This window comes from Collinsella aerofaciens, assembly GCF_005845035.1.
Taxonomy (GTDB): domain Bacteria; phylum Actinomycetota; class Coriobacteriia; order Coriobacteriales; family Coriobacteriaceae; genus Collinsella; species Collinsella aerofaciens_I.
The window spans coordinates 1-16,958 of record NZ_SPFO01000006.1 but is presented as its reverse complement, the minus strand read 5'-3'; the positions used below and the strand labels follow the sequence as shown (position 1 = coordinate 16,958).

18 protein-coding genes and 1 pseudogene are annotated in these 16,958 nt (G+C 55.5%); 10 read left to right on the top strand and 9 right to left on the bottom strand.

Going from position 1 to position 16,958, the window contains the following annotated elements:
* The 5 genes from FGQ67_RS04270 (at window position 1) to hflX (ending at window position 5,125) form a co-directional block, all read left to right on the top strand.
* Window positions 1-1,086, top strand: coding sequence for an ATP-binding protein (locus FGQ67_RS04270; protein ID WP_138340326.1), 1,086 nt, complete (start codon window positions 1-3; stop codon window positions 1,084-1,086).
* Window positions 1,087-1,160: 74 nt separating this feature from the next.
* Window positions 1,161-1,478, top strand: a complete 318-nt coding sequence (locus tag FGQ67_RS04265) for a stage V sporulation protein S (protein ID WP_006235982.1) — start codon at window positions 1,161-1,163, stop codon at window positions 1,476-1,478.
* Window positions 1,479-1,527: 49 nt separating this feature from the next.
* Window positions 1,528-2,898 carry a tRNA (N6-isopentenyl adenosine(37)-C2)-methylthiotransferase MiaB gene (gene miaB / locus FGQ67_RS04260; RefSeq protein WP_138340324.1) on the top strand — a complete coding sequence of 457 codons (1,371 nt, stop codon included), beginning with the start codon at window positions 1,528-1,530 and terminating at the stop codon, window positions 2,896-2,898.
* Complete coding sequence (miaA, locus tag FGQ67_RS04255) at window positions 2,898-3,836, top strand: tRNA (adenosine(37)-N6)-dimethylallyltransferase MiaA (RefSeq protein WP_138340322.1); 939 nt, start codon at window positions 2,898-2,900, stop codon at window positions 3,834-3,836. Before miaB ends, miaA begins: the two co-directional genes overlap by 1 nt.
* Window positions 3,836-5,125 carry a GTPase HflX gene (gene hflX / locus FGQ67_RS04250; protein ID WP_138340320.1) on the top strand — a complete coding sequence of 430 codons (1,290 nt, stop codon included), beginning with the start codon at window positions 3,836-3,838 and terminating at the stop codon, window positions 5,123-5,125. The genes miaA and hflX overlap by 1 nt, the downstream gene beginning before the upstream one ends.
* Here hflX and FGQ67_RS04245 read toward each other — a convergent pair.
* Window positions 5,110-5,759 (bottom strand): annotated as a pseudogene (locus FGQ67_RS04245) (heparan-alpha-glucosaminide N-acetyltransferase). The gene hflX and the pseudogene FGQ67_RS04245 overlap by 16 nt on opposite strands.
* Window positions 5,760-5,812: 53 nt before the next feature.
* Window positions 5,813-6,457, bottom strand: coding sequence for a transcriptional repressor LexA (gene lexA, locus FGQ67_RS04240; RefSeq protein ID WP_040359862.1), 645 nt, complete (start codon window positions 6,455-6,457; stop codon window positions 5,813-5,815).
* Between the two features lie 160 nt (window positions 6,458-6,617).
* Between lexA and FGQ67_RS04235 the strand changes: the two genes are divergently transcribed.
* From FGQ67_RS04235 to dut, 3 genes are read left to right on the top strand one after another with little or no spacing between them, the layout of a single operon-like run.
* The gene (locus FGQ67_RS04235; RefSeq protein WP_138340318.1) at window positions 6,618-7,070 is read left to right on the top strand and encodes a LysM peptidoglycan-binding domain-containing protein; all 453 of its coding nucleotides are present in this window, start codon (window positions 6,618-6,620) and stop codon (window positions 7,068-7,070) included.
* A gap of 51 nt (window positions 7,071-7,121) precedes the next feature.
* Window positions 7,122-7,565, top strand: coding sequence for a transcriptional regulator NrdR (gene nrdR, locus FGQ67_RS04230; protein WP_022093781.1), 444 nt, complete (start codon window positions 7,122-7,124; stop codon window positions 7,563-7,565).
* A gap of 4 nt (window positions 7,566-7,569) precedes the next feature.
* Window positions 7,570-8,013 (top strand): dUTP diphosphatase, encoded by a 444-nt coding sequence (gene dut, locus FGQ67_RS04225; protein WP_138340316.1) that lies wholly within the window; start codon window positions 7,570-7,572, stop codon window positions 8,011-8,013.
* Between the two features lie 464 nt (window positions 8,014-8,477).
* On the opposite strand, the gene FGQ67_RS04220 is transcribed toward dut, so the two are convergent.
* Window positions 8,478-9,779 (bottom strand): MGDG synthase family glycosyltransferase, encoded by a 1,302-nt coding sequence (locus tag FGQ67_RS04220; RefSeq protein ID WP_249934380.1) that lies wholly within the window; start codon window positions 9,777-9,779, stop codon window positions 8,478-8,480.
* Between the two features lie 117 nt (window positions 9,780-9,896).
* On the opposite strand from FGQ67_RS04220, the gene FGQ67_RS04215 reads away from it, so the two are divergent.
* The gene (locus FGQ67_RS04215) at window positions 9,897-10,832 is read left to right on the top strand and encodes an NAD(P)/FAD-dependent oxidoreductase (protein ID WP_138340314.1); all 936 of its coding nucleotides are present in this window, start codon (window positions 9,897-9,899) and stop codon (window positions 10,830-10,832) included.
* Between the two features lie 156 nt (window positions 10,833-10,988).
* Window positions 10,989-11,600 (top strand): DUF1836 domain-containing protein, encoded by a 612-nt coding sequence (locus FGQ67_RS04210; RefSeq protein ID WP_171025193.1) that lies wholly within the window; start codon window positions 10,989-10,991, stop codon window positions 11,598-11,600.
* Window positions 11,601-11,673: 73 nt separating this feature from the next.
* Here FGQ67_RS04210 and FGQ67_RS04205 read toward each other — a convergent pair whose 3' ends face one another.
* From FGQ67_RS04205 to FGQ67_RS04180, 6 genes are all read right to left on the bottom strand, one after another.
* Window positions 11,674-12,540 carry a DegV family protein gene (locus tag FGQ67_RS04205; RefSeq protein WP_138340312.1) on the bottom strand — a complete coding sequence of 289 codons (867 nt, stop codon included), beginning with the start codon at window positions 12,538-12,540 and terminating at the stop codon, window positions 11,674-11,676.
* Window positions 12,541-12,705: 165 nt separating this feature from the next.
* The gene (locus FGQ67_RS04200; RefSeq protein ID WP_212746005.1) at window positions 12,706-13,833 is read right to left on the bottom strand and encodes a coiled-coil domain-containing protein; all 1,128 of its coding nucleotides are present in this window, start codon (window positions 13,831-13,833) and stop codon (window positions 12,706-12,708) included.
* 32 nt (window positions 13,834-13,865) lie between these two features.
* Entirely contained in the window at window positions 13,866-14,396 is a 531-nt protein-coding gene (locus FGQ67_RS04195; protein ID WP_138340311.1) for an adenine phosphoribosyltransferase, read from the bottom strand.
* Window positions 14,397-14,436: 40 nt separating this feature from the next.
* Window positions 14,437-15,315 carry a transcriptional regulator FtsR gene (gene ftsR / locus FGQ67_RS04190; protein ID WP_138340309.1) on the bottom strand — a complete coding sequence of 293 codons (879 nt, stop codon included), beginning with the start codon at window positions 15,313-15,315 and terminating at the stop codon, window positions 14,437-14,439.
* A 3-nt stretch (window positions 15,316-15,318) separates the two neighbouring features.
* Window positions 15,319-15,753, bottom strand: coding sequence for an FHA domain-containing protein (locus tag FGQ67_RS04185; protein WP_006236002.1), 435 nt, complete (start codon window positions 15,751-15,753; stop codon window positions 15,319-15,321).
* Window positions 15,754-15,819: 66 nt separating this feature from the next.
* The gene (locus tag FGQ67_RS04180; RefSeq protein WP_138340307.1) at window positions 15,820-16,524 is read right to left on the bottom strand and encodes a CDP-alcohol phosphatidyltransferase family protein; all 705 of its coding nucleotides are present in this window, start codon (window positions 16,522-16,524) and stop codon (window positions 15,820-15,822) included.
* Window positions 16,525-16,958: the final 434 nt, after the last annotated feature.

Below are 16,958 nucleotides of genomic sequence, written 5' to 3'. Positions count from 1 at the left end.
ATGAGCGACGCGAACGAGCTCATCTCATTTATCGCGTCGATGTCGGGGGAGGGCAACCTTCGCGTCGAGGAGAACCTTGGCGAGGGGTATGTCCGCCTCCGCGTTTCGGAGGCCGAGCGGCGCCAGGCAAAGCACGACATTCAGCATGTCGAGGATATCGTCATCGAAATGCTCCGTAATGCTCGCGATGCCGGCGCCGACAAGGTCTATCTCGCCACGACCAAGGAAGATGGCGTCCGCACGCTTGTCTTTCTGGATAACGGTTCGGGCGTTCCGCAGGATATGCAAGAGCGAATCTTCGATGCCCGCGTTACCTCCAAGCTCGAGAGCATGAAGATGGACCGTTGGGGCGTTCACGGTCGTGGCATGGCATTGTTTTCGATCAAGCAGAACACCGACGGGGCCCGTGTGGTCACGTCTGGTGTCGACCTTGGCTCGGCCTTTAAGGTGAGCGTTGCGGCCGACCGCCTCAGTGAGCGTGCCGATCAGTCCAGCTGGCCCCAGGCCGTCAAGGATGAGGACGGACGTTATGTCTGTGCTCGCGGCCCGCATAATATTATTCGCGCTGCTTGTGAGTTTGCGCTCGAGGAGTTGCGTGGTTGCGATGTCTATCTTGGTTCTCCGTCTGAGATTGCCGCGACCCTTTATGCTCAGGCGTCAAGTCGGCTCGATACGTCGCGTCTCCTGTTCATTGATGACGAGAGTGAGCTTCCGGTTGTCGATCGTTTAGGCCTTGCCTCTGATGCCGAGGACTTTATCCGTATCTGTTCGGGTTTGGGTCTTGAGATGTCCGAGCGCACGGCTCATCGCATTTTGGCAGGGCAGATTAAGCCCGTTCGCGGTGTGACCGCGCGTCTGCTGCGCGAGCGTGATTCGTCCTCGCATGCGCCGGCTCCTGTCGATCTTGCGAAGGATCGTCGCGGGCTACGTATTGCCAAGGATGACATGGCACAGTTTTCGCGTGCTGTGGAGCGTGACTTTAATGACCTTGCCGCCCGGTACTATCTCAACCTTTGCGGCGACCCAAAGATTCGTGTTTCGCGTGATCGAATCACTGTGACCTTCGATCTTGCCAAAGAGGAATAGTGCCTTTACCGAGTCCACTCGGTACGATACAGTTATTGCAGTTAAAACGTACTTTTAAACGCAGGAGTTTCTTCATGGATTGCCTGAAGGTATCAAGCAAATCATCGCCCGCGTCCGTTGCCGGCGCCATCGCCGGCATGGTCAAGGATGGTGTACCCGTCAACATCCAGTGTGTCGGCGCTGGTGCTGTCAACCAGGCCATTAAGGCCGTGGCTATCGCGCGCGGTTTTTTGATTCCAACCGGTTTTGATATTTCCTGCGCGCCCGTGTTCTCCGACATCCTCATTAACGGGGAGTCGCGCACGGCCATCCGCCTTTCTATCTACGTTCACCAGATCAATCGAGCTGCTATGGATAACGTCGTCATGGATGATGTTAAGCCTGTGGCATAGCTTCTGCTTGCCTCGATTCGCCTTCCTTCCATCGTTAGGACTTATGCACATGGACCAGCGTTCCGTACGCGATATTCTTGCCGGTAAAACCTACTTTATCCGCACCTTTGGCTGCCAGATGAATCAGCACGATTCCGAGCGCGTGAGCGGTCTGCTTGATTCGTATGGCTGTCTCATGGCGCTCGATCCCGAGCATGCCGATATCGTTGTCTTCATGACATGCTGTGTGCGTGAGGCCGCCGATACTCGCCTGTACGGTCAGTGCAATTCCTGCAAAAGCCTGCCGCCTTCGCCTTCGGGCAAGCGCGTGGTTGCCGTTGGTGGTTGCATCGCGCAACGCGATGGCGAGGGTCTGCTCACCAACGTCGATAACGTCAATGTCATCTTTGGCACGCATTCCATCGCACATGTGGCCGAGCTCATTGCCGAGGCGTTCCTGGACGGCAAGCGTCATATCCGCACCAATGAGCATGAGGATACGGATGCCATGAGTATGCCGTGGCACCGTGAGACGCAGTATCACGCCTGGGTGCCCATCATGACGGGCTGCAATAACTTCTGCACCTACTGCATCGTGCCGTACGTGCGCGGTCGCGAAAAGAGTCGCCCCTTCGAGGAGATTGTCGACGAGGTGACCGGCTTGGTGCGCCAGGGCGTGCGTGAGATTACGCTGCTGGGCCAAAACGTTAACTCATATGGCCGCGATTTGTTTGGTAAGCCGCGCTTTGCCGACTTGCTGCGCGCCGTGGGCGATACGGGCGTGGAGCGCATCTTCTTTACGTCTTCGCATCCCAAGGACCTGCTGCCCGAGACCATCGACGCCATGGCCGAGACGCCTGCCGTTATGCCGCAGCTGCACCTGGCCGTCCAGTCAGGTTCGACGCGGATCCTCAAAGAGATGAATCGCCGTTATACACGCGAGGACTATCTGGGCCTGGTCGATCGCATTCGCAACCGCATGCCCGACATCGCGCTCTCGACCGACATTATCGTTGGCTTCCCGGGCGAGACTGAAGAAGACTTTGAGCAGACGCTCTCACTTGCCGAGACGGTCCGCTATGCTCAGGCCTATACCTTCATCTATTCCAAGCGCGCCGGTACCCCGGCCGCCGAGATTGATGATCCTACGCCGCATGAGGTTATTCTCGAGCGTTTCAACCGCCTGGTTAAGGTTATCGAGACCACTGCACACGAGTATAACCAGGGTGAGCTTCATACTGTGGTGCCGGCGCTCATTGAGGGAACGAGTAAAAAGAACGACACGGTCCTGCTTGGCAAGAGTCCCAAGAATCAGACCGTGCATGCGCCTATCCCCGAGGGTTACAGCATCGATCAGCTTGTTGGCAAGATCGTTGATGTTGACGTTGATGTTGCCAAGACCTGGTATTTGTCCGGTTCCGTTGTGGGCGAGCCGCGCTAATGGTTTCTTCCGAGGCAGGTCTTTCCGCCGTTGCGATCGTCGGTCCGACGGCGGTTGGTAAGAGTGATGTTGCCGACCGTTTGGCCGCTCGTCTTTCGTCCGAAGTGCTGTCGTGCGATGCGATGCAAATCTATCGCGGCATGGACATCGGTACCGCAAAGATGGCGCCCGATGAGTGTACGGCGCCGCTGCGTCTCGTCGACATTGTGGAGCCGGGTGTGGCATATTCTGCTGCGCTTTATCAGGCTGACGCTCGCGCGCATGTTGAACGTCTCCTTGGTTCGGGTTGCCTGCCGGTTTTTTGCGGAGGTACGGGGCTGTATCTCAAGGCCGCCCTCGATGAGATGGACTTTCCCTCGGGCGAACTTGAGGACGATCGCCGTGCGGGCTATCAGGAGCTTGCCGAGCGTATTGGTGAGGAAGAACTGCATGCCCTGCTTGCCGAGCGTGACCCCGAGTCCGCTGCGGTCATCCACCCCCATAATGTTCGCCGCGTGATTCGTGCGCTCGAAATGCACGATGATGGTATCTCCTATGCACAGCAAAAAAGTCAGTTTAGTGTTCCGCGCGAGCATTATCATGCTCTATGGTTTGGTCTGACGCGTAATCGCGAGGTTCTCTACGAGCGCATTAACCTACGTGTCGATCTGATGTTTGAACAGGGTCTTGTCGATGAGGTTCGCGGTCTGATGGACCAGGGGCTGGGAGATGCCCTGACGTCGATGCAGGCAATTGGCTATAAAGAGATTATCGATGCTTTTAATGGCGTGATGAGCATGGATGAGGCTCGCGAGCTCATTAAGATGCGTTCGCGTCGTTATGCCAAGCGTCAGCTTTCGTGGTTTAAGCGCGATGACCGTATCGTGTGGTTTGATATGGACGAGTTTACGATCGATGAGGTCGTTGAGGACATCCTGCATCGTATTGAGGCTGCCTAATGGCCCGTTTCCCCCTTGTTCCCACGGCACCCGAGCCCGAGCGTGCCATATTAGTTGGTGTTGAGTGGCACGACAATGCATGGCCGCTCGATCGTTCGCTTGACGAGCTTGAGCGCCTGGCCCATACGGCTGGCGCCCAGTGCGTGGCGCGTTTGTCACAGCGTCTGGTTAAGCCGTATCCAAAATCGTTTATCGGCTCCGGTAAGGTTGAGGAGCTTTGCGGGCTCGTGCATCGTATGGATGTCGATGTTGTTATCTTCGACGACGATTTATCGCCCTCGCAGCAATCCTATTTGGAGAAAGCCGTGGGTGAGCCGGTAAAGATTATCGATCGTACAGCACTGATCTTGGATATCTTTGGCCTGCATGCTCAGACGCGTGAGGGACGCCTACAGGTACAGCTGGCGCAGCTTCAATATCTGTTGCCTCGTCTGCGTGGCATGTGGAGCCATCTTGCCAAGGAGCAGACGCGCGGCGGCATCGGTTCGCGCTTTGGCCAGGGTGAAAGCCAGCTCGAGGTTGACCGTCGCCTCATTCGTAATAAGATCGCTGCGCTTCGTCGTGAGCTCAAGCAGGTTGAACAGCGTCGCGATGTCCAGTCTAAGAGCCGCATTGAGTCACCGGCGTTTCGCGTCGCGTTAGCCGGTTATACCAATGCGGGTAAATCGACGTTGCTCAATCGTCTGACCGGATCTACGGTACTTTCGCAGGACAAGCTGTTTGCTACGCTCGACCCGACGACGCGTTCGTATCGCCTGCCCGGCGGTCGTGGCATGACGATTACCGATACCGTTGGCTTTATTCAAAAGCTACCGCATGGTCTCGTTGATGCCTTTAAGTCCACACTGTCTGAGGTTCTTGGTGCCGATCTGATCCTTAAAGTTGTGGATGCCTCTGATGAGGACTACGAGCGCCAGCTCGAGGCAGTCGATCGCGTTCTTGACGAGATCGGTGCCGGCGAGCGTTTGACGCTTACGGTGTTCAATAAAATCGATCTTCTCGATAGCGTTGATCGATTGAGTTTCCGTCGTCGCTATCCCGAGGCCGTGCTGTTCTCGGCCCAGACGGGCGAGGGACTCGACGATCTCGTCGACCGTATTGCTCGTGAGGCAGCTGCCACCGATGTGTTGCTCTCTGCTGATATCCCGTATCGCGAGGGCGCCCTCATCACGCTGGTGCATGAACAGGGAACCCTTTTGCACGAGGAATATCTTGAGGACGGCGTTCGTATTGTGGCGAAGCTGCCGGTTCGTATCGCGCCGCGGCTTAAGCGTTATCGCACCGAGTAGACGAGCTCCAAAAAGCCCAGAATAATGGGCTGATGCAGCAGATAAAAGGGGAGTGCATGACGTCCAAGGCTGGCGAGCGCCGGGACGGGATTGGCGTAGGCCCAGCTTGGGGCGGTCTTATCGATTCCCTTCGCTATGTGTGCGGCGTAGTATCCTGCAAGATACATAAAGAAAAACGGGATGATGGGGTAGTAATCACCTGAGACAAACCCCGGCTCGGAAATCCCAGCCACGCCAGGTGGGGGACAGGGTAGATCGTTTTGGGGATGCTCCAGGTGAGGGCAAACAACAAAAGGCATAGGGACATGCCCCATCTCGCCGATATCTTCTTAAGGACGGGATCGGTCAACGCCACGATGCCGGTACATGCGGCCATGCAGTAGATGATGCCAAAATTAACAGAATCGTCAATTGAGACAAGTGTTGTTGCCAACCAGACGACGAGTGCTGCTAAGGCGTATTTGGCGGCACGTTTGATATTGTTGCGCGAAAGGGTGCACATCCAACCCGCGATAAACAGGAATACCCAGCTGATGCTGGCACGCCAGATGTCTTGAAAGACGGTCTGTGTAAACCAGGGCATATCCCAACCGTACAGGTAGGCAAGATCGTAGCAAGCGTGAAAACCTGCCATTGAAATCATCGTAAACCCGCGGACGGTATCAAAGATGGTGATGCGTTTCTGCATTACGAGAACCGGCGCATCAAGCCGACGACTTTGCCCAAGATAACGGGATTCGTTGCATAGATAGGCTCCATGGTGTCATTCTCGGGCTGCAGGCGTACGCGTCCCTGCTCCTTGTAGAACGTCTTGACGGTCGCTGAACCATCAATCATGGCCACGACAATTTCGCCGTTCATGGCACTCTTTTGTTCACGGACGATGATGTAATCGCCATTGAAGATGCCGACATTGATCATTGAGCTCCCATGCACCTCAAGGATAAAGGAACCCTGATCGGTGGCGATTTCGGTCGGGATAGTAAAAGTGTCTTCGATATTCTGTTCGGCCAGAATGGGAATCCCAGCCGCGACGCGACCAACGAGCGGTAGCGAGACCGTTCCGCGAGGTGCGGTGGGCTCGTCAGATTTAGAAATTGAGACAGAGGAACCGTCCTCGTTAAAGAGTTCCAGAGCACGTGGTTTGGTGGCATCGCGCTTGAGTAGCCCGCGCGCCTCCAGGGCAGAGAGATGGGCGTGCACGGTGCTGGGAGAGGATAGGCCCACGGCAGATGCCATCTCGCGCACGCTGGGCGGATAACCCTTCTCCTGCTGATATTCCTTGATGAAGTCGTAAATTTGCTGCTGACGCTTGGTAATTTTGCGAGCCATCAGGGCATCCTCTCTACCCATGTCAAACAAATGTTCGAATTTTGCTTGACAGGAACAACTGTTCGAAGATAATAATAACCGAACATTCGTTCTCGCGCTAGACATTTTTGTCCGCGCGGCTTGATAAAACTGTTTTCAGCAAAACACGCGAGAGGAGAACATGATGAACGCAACGAATATGGTCCAGGGAAACCTCGCCCTTAAGCTCGAGACGCCTGCAGCACCCACTTTTACGGTTGTTCAGGGTGGCCGCTCCGGCTTTCAGCCTTTGACCGTAAAGCCTGCTTGCAATCAGCAGGCTGCAGTCGCGCCGGCCCGCCTTTCCCTTAAGGTTCCGACGATTGTTGCCGTCGCCGTTGCGCTCACGCTCTTTTTTGTCCTCGCTACGTCGGTCTTTAGCGCTCGTCACGCCGCGTATGCCGAGTCCGTTTCCAACGTTACCTACGAGACCATTCGCGTTCAGCCTGGCGATTCTCTTTGGTCGCTTGCCGAGGAATATCCAATCGAAGGCCTTTCCACGCAAGAGACTTCCGACATGATCCGTAACGTCAATCATCTGGAGCATGGTTCGCTCGCCGCCGGTGCGTATCTTAAGGTTCCTGCTCGTTCGTAATCATTATCGCGCTGCGCATGGTACCCTTGTTATCGTTTAAGAGGAGGTACCATGCGCTGTCCCAAATGCGGCAAGGCACATACCCGCGTCGTTGATTCCCGTATGCAGGAGTCAAACAACACCATTAAGCGCCGTCGCGAATGCTGCTCGTGTAACTATCGCTTTACAACGTTCGAGCGATGTGAAGACCCAATCGAGGTCATTAAGTCGGACGGAACCAAGCAGCGGTTCGATCGCAATAAGCTGCTCGTCGGCTTGATGCGCGCCACCATCAAGCGCGATATCGACACTAAGAAGCTCAATGAGATTATCGATGACATCGAGGTCGAGCTGCGCTCTCGCACGCTGACGGCCGTTACGTCCCATGAGTTGGGTGACATGGTGCTCAAGCGCTTGGCCAAGATCGACAAGGTGGCGTACATCCGCTTTGCCTCGGTCTACCGCGATTTCAAAGACGTTGATGAGTTTCTGCAAGAGCTCGACAAGCTAAGGTGATTCCATGTCCAACATTACCGTCAACATAAAGCGTCTCGACCCCACCGTCGAGCTTCCCAAATACGCCCATCCCACCGATGCCGGCTTGGATCTGCGCTCCAACGAGGACTGCGTCCTGAAGCCCTTCGAACGCCGTCTGGTCTCTACCGGGCTGGCCATCGCCCTGCCCGATGGCTACGCCGGCTTCGTCCAGCCCCGCAGCGGCTTGGCCATCAAGCAGGGCCTGTCTATAGTCAACACGCCGGGCCTCATCGACGCCCACTACCGAGGAGAACTCAAGGTTATCCTCATCAACCTGGATCCCTCCAACAACATCCAAATCAACAAAGGTGACCGCATAGCCCAACTCGTCATCCAAGAAGTCCCCACGGTCAACCTCATAGAAGTAGAAGAACTAGACGAAACCGATCGAGGCAACGGAGGCTTCGGCTCCAGCGGCGTCGCCTAGTCTTTTGCTTCGTTGAACGGAGTGTCGTAATGTCCGCTCGCCCCTGGGAGGCCCCTATATATCATCCCGTGCTCAAACATTCTCGCTGCGCTGCGAAACTGCGCGCGGGACGATATATAGGGGCCTCCCAGGGGCGAGCTACGTTTACATGCTCGCAATCGGTTATGGCTTCCCATCTGAAGCCTAATGCTGTATCTAGAAGCTGTGTCTAACAAGTAATCCGATCTGACAAAGAGACGGCTCCTTTGTCAGATCGGATTACTTTGATTTTTTGTTTTCGAGTTTCCCTTCGCTGCTTTTAGTAGGGTAACCGATATGGCTGCTAGTGCGTACGTATAGCCGTGGCGCAGGCCGCCCACACATATCGTTTCACGCGCAGTTTCGCAGCGAGCGAAGCGAAGCGAGAATGTTTGAGCATGGAATGATATGTGTGGGCGGCCTGCGCCACGGCGGACAGTCCGGTGCTAGCGGATATGCGCGGGCTTTCCTCCCCAGTAGAAGCGGCAGAAGGCTCGTTTGCGCTTTTGGGGTTTGCCTACTAGCTCCATGGTGGCGATGGCTATGTCTTCGGCTGCGTGGGGGCGGCGTAGTACTTCGCCGTTGGTGAGTAGCGCTTTGAGCGACTCCGGATGATCGTGGAGATGGCGCAACGTCACGATGAGTTCTCGTGCGGTGGTGACATGCATGCTGGCGCCCATGCCGGTGAGCATTGTGGTGTTGGCCTTTTCCTGACCGTATGATTTACCCAGCAGGATCATCGGCAGATGAGCGCACAGGCACTCGGTGACGGTGAGTCCGCCCGATTTGAGGATTGCCAGGTCGCAGCCGTGCATGAGGGCCGCCATGTCGTCTACGTAGTCCAGAACCGTGACGTTGTCGAGCTTCATGGCGTCGAAGAGCGTTTTGAGTCGGGTGGCGTATTCCTTATCCTTGCCCGGTAAAAAGACAAAGTGCATGTCCTCAAAGCTGCGTAAGAAGGGGAGCGTGTGGTCCATCGCGGCGCGGAAACGCACGTATGGTTGGGGCAAACTGGCGCCGGCCATCACCAATACGACGGTTTTGTCTATGGGGAGATTGAACTTGCTGAGCTCATCTTCGCGTTTGTAATCGGTATCGAAACCGGCTCGGATGGGGATGCCAGTTATGCGGATCTTTGACTCGGGAACTTTGCGCGGGCGCAGCGTTTCGGCCATAAACTCGTTGGCCACGCAGAACAGGTCGGTGTCCTTGTGGGGCCAAAAGCCTTCGACTTCATAGTCTGTTGGTACGCAGATGACCGGATAATCGATACCCGTGATAACGCGGGCGCCCACGGCAACATTGGCTGCTGTGATGTGCGTTGCGACCACGGCTATAGGCCTGCGGCGACGAATATATTCGTTGAAGGCGGGGAACATAATTCGCGACCATGCCGTGCCGCCACCCCAGAGAAGATGCCCCGTAAGCGTATATCGCCAGGTCAGGTCGTAAATGGGGCGTGTGGCTCCCGTAAAAGAAGCCGCGGTCTTATTGCCGTCGAATTTAATACGTCCAAAATCAAGGATATCGAGCACTTCAATTTCAATATCCTCAGGGATTCCCTTGGTGCCGCGGATAAGGTCAAATGCTTGTGCAATCGCGTTGGCGGCGGCTTTGTGGCCCGATCCAACTGATGCGTGCACAATGGTTACCAGGGGTTTTTGTGCAGGTAAAACGGTCATTTGCTCCGGTTGGGGAGTGGCTTGCATGGGCAGGGGAGCGCTATTGCTCGTCTGCGTTTGATCCATCGATAACTCCCCTTCAGCTTTGTTACGCGATTTATTATTGTAGTACATGAGTGTCACGTTCACGTAAATTTGGGTATGAGTGCAAAGAACGACAACGTTTCGACGAGAGGACTCTTCATGACTACCGATCAGTCAATCGATGTTGCGATTATCGGCGGCGGCCCCGCGGGCTATGCTGGCGCCATTTATGCGGCGCGCGCCAACCTAACGACGACTGTCTTTGAGCAGGGCATGTCGGGCGGACAGATCGCCTCAACCAATGAGGTCGAGAACTATCCTGGCATTCCGCTCTTGAGTGGCGCCGAACTCGGCGAGCGTTTTCAGCAGCATGCAGAAGGCCTGGGAGCACAGGTTACATGGAGCATGGTTACGGGTATCGATTACGATGCCGATACAGCGCTGTTTACGGTGCATTACGATTTGGGCGATACGTTGGCCTCGAGCGTTATCGCTTGCATGGGTGCCACGCCGCGATCTGCTGGTTTTGTTGGCGAGGATACGTATCGCGGTCGCGGCGTTTCGTATTGCGCAACGTGCGACGGCATGTTCTTTCGCGGCAAGCAGGTCTTTGTCATCGGCGGCGGCAATGCTGCCTGCGAGGAAGCTCTGTTCTTGTCAGAAATCGCCAGCAGCGTGACCATCGTTTTGCGCCGCGATCAGTTCCGTGCCCCCGATGGTGTGGTTCAAAAAGTTCTTGCAAAAGATAATATTTCAGTTAGGTACCAAACTAGTATTGTGGAGCTCTCGGGCGAAGCCATGCCAACGACGATCGCCTTTAAGGACAATTCATCCGGGGAAATTCATACCGAGTCATTTGAGCCCGGCTCTTTCGGCATCTTTGTCTTTACCGGGACGCAACCCCATACCGAGCTTGTTGAGCATCTTGTCGATCTGGCGCCTGATGGCGGCATTTTGACTGATGAATCCATGGCGACCCGCACGCCAGGTCTATTTGCTGCTGGCGATATCCGTTCCAAGCGCTTACGTCAGGTTGTGACCGCCGTTTCTGACGGAGCCATAGCAGCAACGAGCGCATACGCGTTTCTCCGCTGATAAGTACGATAATATATCTTATGTAAGGTTGTTATTAATTAACAAAATGGCGGGACGATGCATCAGTGCGCCGTCCCGCCAATTTTCTTGTCGGCTATGTGGTATGCAAAACTAGATAATCTAGAATACAATATAGATAATGAACGGAGGACCTTTATGAACCACGTTAAACACGTTATTCCGATGTCCGATTCGTCGGTCAGCATTAAGCCTGAGGATATTCAGCCCACTGTGCTGCCCGATGCATTTATTGAGTCCGATATCGTTCGCAAACTCAATACGTTGAGTCTGCCGCGCTATAACCAGTTGCCCAATGTGACGCTCTATCGCGACCAGGTTATTGAGTATGTTGCACTGTGGATGGAGCCGCTGTCCATTTGCGTTGAGCAGCCTGTCATTACGCCATCGATGATCAATAACTACGTGAAGGTCGGCCTGGTGCCTGCTCCGGTCAGAAAGCAATATGGCCGCGAGCAGATTGCCCGCCTGATCGCTATCTGCATCTTTAAGCAGGTGCTGCCTATTGCTGCGGTGCAGGCACTCTTTAACATTCAGCGTTTGAGCTACGATGCCCCGACGGCCTTTGATTATGTGGTCGATCAGCTCGAGGCATCGATTCGTTCGGCGTTTTCTGTCGAGCAGACGCCGGTTCCCGATACGGCGCATCAGGTAACGCGTGAGTCGCTGCTTGTGCGCAGCGCGGTTTCATCCTTTGTTTCGAAGGCTTACTTGATGAGCTATCTCAAGTTCAACGGGTTTAATAGCTAGCCGACGTATAAAACGGGCGGGACAAAGAGCCATCTGTCGCTTTGTCCCGCCCGTTTTATTGCTTGGTTGGACTTTATTTGCCCGAAGCTACGCCCATACCGTAGCCGATGATGAGGCCGTGCATCTCGGCGTAATAGGAATCTAGGCCGTTGCAGGGCATGATGATGGTCTTGGAGCCGGGCCAATGCTCGACTATGCGGTCAGTAAGCGCCTGGGCTCCAGCTTCGTTCTCAACATGGTCGATGACGACCTCGCCGCCCGTAAAACCCTCGGCTTCCATGGTATCGATGATCTTGTTGAGCATCTTCTTTTCGCCACGCGTGTGCCCGACGAGTTCGATTTTACCGGCCTCGCTCGCCGTGCCCAAAATGCGGATATTGAGCTTGTTGGCAATGACGCCGGCTGCCTTAGGGATACGTCCGGCTTTGGCCAGGTTTTCGTAATTGCACAAGCTGAAGAGGATTTTGCTGTTCTGCTCAAGGCTATCGAAGTATGCGCAAGCGTCCTCGAATGAGACATCCGGATTGCTTGCAAGATAGCGGTCGAACAGCAAGAAAATGAGGTCCATTTTGCCGCCAGCTGCGCGCGAATTGACTAGGTGAATCTGCCGGTCGGGCTCCTCGGCAAGAACCATATCGCGAGCCGTGGCTGCTGCGTTGTAGCTGCCCGACACGCCCTCAGAGATCGGCATGCAGATGGTCTTGTCTGCCAATTTGAAGAGCTCGGCCCACTCCCCTACGCTGGGACAAGCGCTCGAAGAAGCGTTCGTCTCCGCCTGAACAGCGCAGTTTAGTTCATGAACATCGAGTGAAAGGTCATCGACGAATTCACGCTCCCCCACTCGAATTTTGAGGGGCGCAAATGCAAAGGTGGTATGGGGCGCGGTCGGTTGCCAATCGCGGAGGTTACAGCTTGAATCGGAGATAAGTGCCCAGCTCATAGAGGGTCCTTTCTAATTGTTCCTCAACAATTATAGCCATCTTGCAAACTGAATGTACGGCTATCTAGTTTTGAATACTAGATAGCCGTACAAGATTAGAGAAAAAAGAATGGACCTCGCGACTTAAAGCCACGAGGTCCACATTCACACGCTGTGTAAGATGACTTAGTAACGCACGAAGATATAGTTGTTGTTCATGCCGGCGGCAACGGAGCTGATGATAACACCCGTGTTGTAGTCAGAAGCATGAATCATCTGACCTCCACCGATGTAAATGCCGGTGTGGTACGAGTTGACCACAACGTCACCGGGCTGCGGATCGGAGACGCGCGTCCAGCCCATAAAGGTACCCGTGGTGCCCAGGCGGCAATAGCGACCAGTGAGGCAATAGCTAACAAAACCAGAGCAGTCGAAGCTGTTCGGGCCAATTCCGCCCCAGGAATAAGCGCAACCAAGCTTGCTGTATGCACGCGAGACAACAGAACCGCCATCGACGGACTGGCTCGGAGCAGAAGGCGTCGGAGCCGGAGCAGGCGTAGAGGGCTGCGGCGTCGGAGCAGGTGCCGGCGTAGGAGCCGGAGTGTTGCCGCCCTGGTTGTTGTTATTGCTGGTCTGACCACCGTTGTTGGTGTTCTCGGTCGTACCGGCAGTCTCGTTGCTCACCGTGGCCTTCTCGGCGGTGCTGGCGTTGATGCCGGCCTGCAGCGCGGCGTTGGCCTCGGCCTCTGCGGCAAGCTCGGCCTGCAGCTGCGAATCCAAGGAGTTTACGACGTTCTGGGCTTCAGCCTGCTGGGCGTTAAGCTCGTCGACCTTCTTTTGCGTGGTGGCGACGTTCTTCTCTTGCTCGGCCTGCTTATCAGTGAGCTGCTGCTTAAGCTCCTTGACCTCTTGAATGGTCTGAGCCTGCTTATCGGAAACTATGCCGTAGTAGAACAGACGGTTGAGCATATCGCTCAGGTCATCGACGCCCGTCAGAACCTGAAGCAGGCTCAGACCGCCGGTTTTGTATTCGCCGGCGACATAGGTCGAGAGCTTGGCCTGACCATCGGCGATCTCCTGCTGCTTTTGCGTGATCTCGCCGGCAGTCTGATCGAGCGCCTGCGTCTGCGTGGCGAGCTCATCGTAAATCTGCTGGGTTTGGGTGCCGATCTGCTCGAGTTTCGTACGAGCAGCGGCAAGGTCGGATGCGGTATCGGCGTAGGCAGGAGCCGCGAGGCCCAAGCCCAAAACACAAGCGAGGGTTGCCGTAGCAGCGCAGCGTGCCATGTTTTTGTGCGTGTTTGCTGTGCGCATGTAGCTTCCTTTCCAGTAACTAAGGGTAACGGCTAGTCTACCGTCACCAGGCTAAAGAGCTCCACATCGTCATCAGACGGCGTGAGCTTCTCGCGCGGGTTGAGAAACGCAAGCTCAAGTATACAACCGTAACCGATAAGCTTTGCGCCCATATCTCGCACCAGTTTACCTGTTGCCTCGACGGTTCCGCCCGTCGCGATCAAGTCGTCTAGAATCAACACGGTATCTTTAGAGCTGATAGCGTCGGCATGGATCTCAATGGAATCCGTTCCGTACTCGAGCTCGTAGCTCTGGCTTACGGTCTCGCGCGGCAGCTTGCCCGGTTTACGTGCGGGAACAAAGCCGGCGCCAAGTGCTACAGCCACCGGTACGCCAACCATAAAGCCGCGAGCCTCGGGACCCACGACCTTGGTGATTCCCATGCCGGCAAAGTGCTCGGCGAGGGCATTGGTCATGGCTTTGAGCGCTTCGGGATTGCCAAAGAGCGGCGTGATGTCTTTAAAGATGACTCCGGGCTCGGGATAGTCGGGGATGTCGACGATTTGAGATTCGAAGTCGTACATTGCATGACCTTTCAATGGGTTGCCGGATAAGCGGCAGCTGTTATTTGCCCGCGGTGGCGGTTCCGGATTGCGAAGGGGCGACGACCTTGAGCGGCTTTACGAGCGAATCCTCGTGTGAAGCCGGCGCAGCTATCTCTTCGTTTTTGGCCTTGGTGGACTCGGAACGAGTGATTTCCTCATCGAGTGCATCGATGTCGGCGTCCTCGACCACGGCGTTGAGCGACTCAAAAACGCGGTTCTTGAGCAGTGCGGTGTGCACACCTTCCGTTAGGTCGTGAAGCTTCTTAAACGCACGCTCGAGCTTGGCGTCGCGCTCGTCATCGGAGGTATCCATTCCGAGCATGCTCACGAGCACCTGCTCAAACATCGAGGACTCGCGGTTGGCGGAAGACACGTACTGACGCAGGTTGCGCGGCTCGATATGGAAGCGTGACAGCTCGGAGCAGTAGCGGATGATCGGGAAATCTCGGCCATCGACGAGCTCACGATTTTGCGGACTCTTGATGATGCGAATGAGGTCGTTCTCGGCGAGCGAGCGGATAAACGAAATCTCGACGCCCAGCATATCGGGAATGGTCTCGATGGGATGCAGCTTTTGCTTAGTCTCCTTGGGCTCCGTCTTGAGTGGAACATCGGAAAGCAAGCCCACCTCGTAGGCGAGCGTTGACAGGTCCGTGGCGTTTTCCAAGCGCTGCTTAATCACGTTGAGCGGCATGTAGCGAGTCTTCTGTAAGTGCAGAATGACTTCCAGGCGATCAACGTCCTCCTTGGAGTACTGACGGTATCCCTTAGGCGTACGATGAGGGGTAATGAGCCCCTCATCCTCTAGAAATCTTATTTTTGAGTTCGAAAGATCGGGGTATGCGCCTCGAAGTAGGTTGACGACTTGGCCGATACTCAGATAGTTGCGTTCGGCCATGCCCTACTCACCGGTTTCGATGCGCTCCGGCGTGCTCTCGTGGTAGATGAGCGTAAACGTACCGATCTGAACGGAAGAACCGTCGTGCAGCGGGGCTGCATTGACGATGGCACCGTCGACCCAGGTGCCATTGAGCGATCCCAAGTCCTCGATGCGAGCGCCGAGGCCCTCGCGAATAATGCGCGCGTGGCTGCGCGAAACAGTCATGTCGTTGAGGAAGATGCCGTTCGCGGGATCGCGGCCAATGGTGGTCACGTCGTCCTCGAGCTCAAAAGCGGCACCCGTCTGCGGACCCTTGACGATGGACAGAACGGGGGCGGTGATGCGCACGTTGGCCATGAGGTCAGGAACGGTGACGTCGCTTGAAGGCACGCGGAATACGCAGGTAGCGTCAGCAGTCTTATCATTCTGAGGCATATTGTTAACCATGTTGTCCATGACAACCCCTAACTTATCGCGGACGTGCCGCAAATAATGAACCGTACGTAATCATACCCCAACGAATCAGTCTTCGATTTCAGGGTTCAGAAAGTCGATGTCCTCGTCCTCGGGATGCGCGAGAGCCTGTTTTATGGCCACTCCGCCCTTAATGGAGTAGATGACAGCCGTGAGCATGGAGAAGATCACGCCGCCGTACACAAAGAAGATGCCGAGGGGCACCGAGCTTCCGTTGAGGCCCGGGAAGGCCGTAAGGGTTGAAGGTAAAAGGTGCAGGCCGTCAACAACGGGGAACCCGAGCAGCATGAGCGAGAAGCCGGTCATGAGCAGCGCAGTGGCAATCTTTCCGGGAAAGACGACATCGATGGGGCGACGGTGATAATGACGCACGATAAGCGTGCCGATGCCCAGATAGATGTCGCGGCCAATAATGAGCACGCAGACCCAGATGGGCAGCTCTCCGCGGACCACCAGTCCCAAGACGCCGGTGAACAGCAGCGCACGGTCGCAAATGGGGTCCATGACCTTGCCGAGCCACGAGACCGTCTTAGTCATGCGGGCGATTTGACCGTCCATCCAGTCGGTAGAGGCGGCAACGGCGTAGATAACGATGGCGATGACGCGGTTGTTATCCGTCACAAACAGGTACAGAAATACCAGGGTGAGGATCAGGCGCGTAAAGGTGATGAAATTGGAGATCGTAAAGATCTTATTCGACGGGTAATCGGAAGTGCCGATAAGCTCCTTTTTGATCTTCTTTTTGATGCCCACAGGACTCCCCCGCTGGTTAACGACAAAACTTTCGATACTATACCCGTTCCGGCGATGTCTATCCAGCGCAGCCATAGAGAGTCCAGACATGTGGAGGGCGCCTCTGGGCTGCGCTGGATTCTGCATTTGTGTACATCAGCCTCCAAAAGCGACATTTTTCGGCATCTTTGGTGGCTGGTGTACACGTTTTGATTCGGTGATTACATCGATCGGGAAAGTTGTTGCTTTAAGCAAATGCGTGCGGGTCGAGATTGGCTGGCGCCAAAAGAGCCCAACGGCCGTTACGGCTTCGTTAGAAACGCGTCCCACCATGGATGGTGAACCCGAAAGGCAAGGCGCGCGGGCACGGCGACTCGGCCCGCGCGCCCGGAAGAGAAAGGACGAACCCATGGGTTACATGCTCGAGACGCGCGGGCTCACCAAGCGCTTCGGCC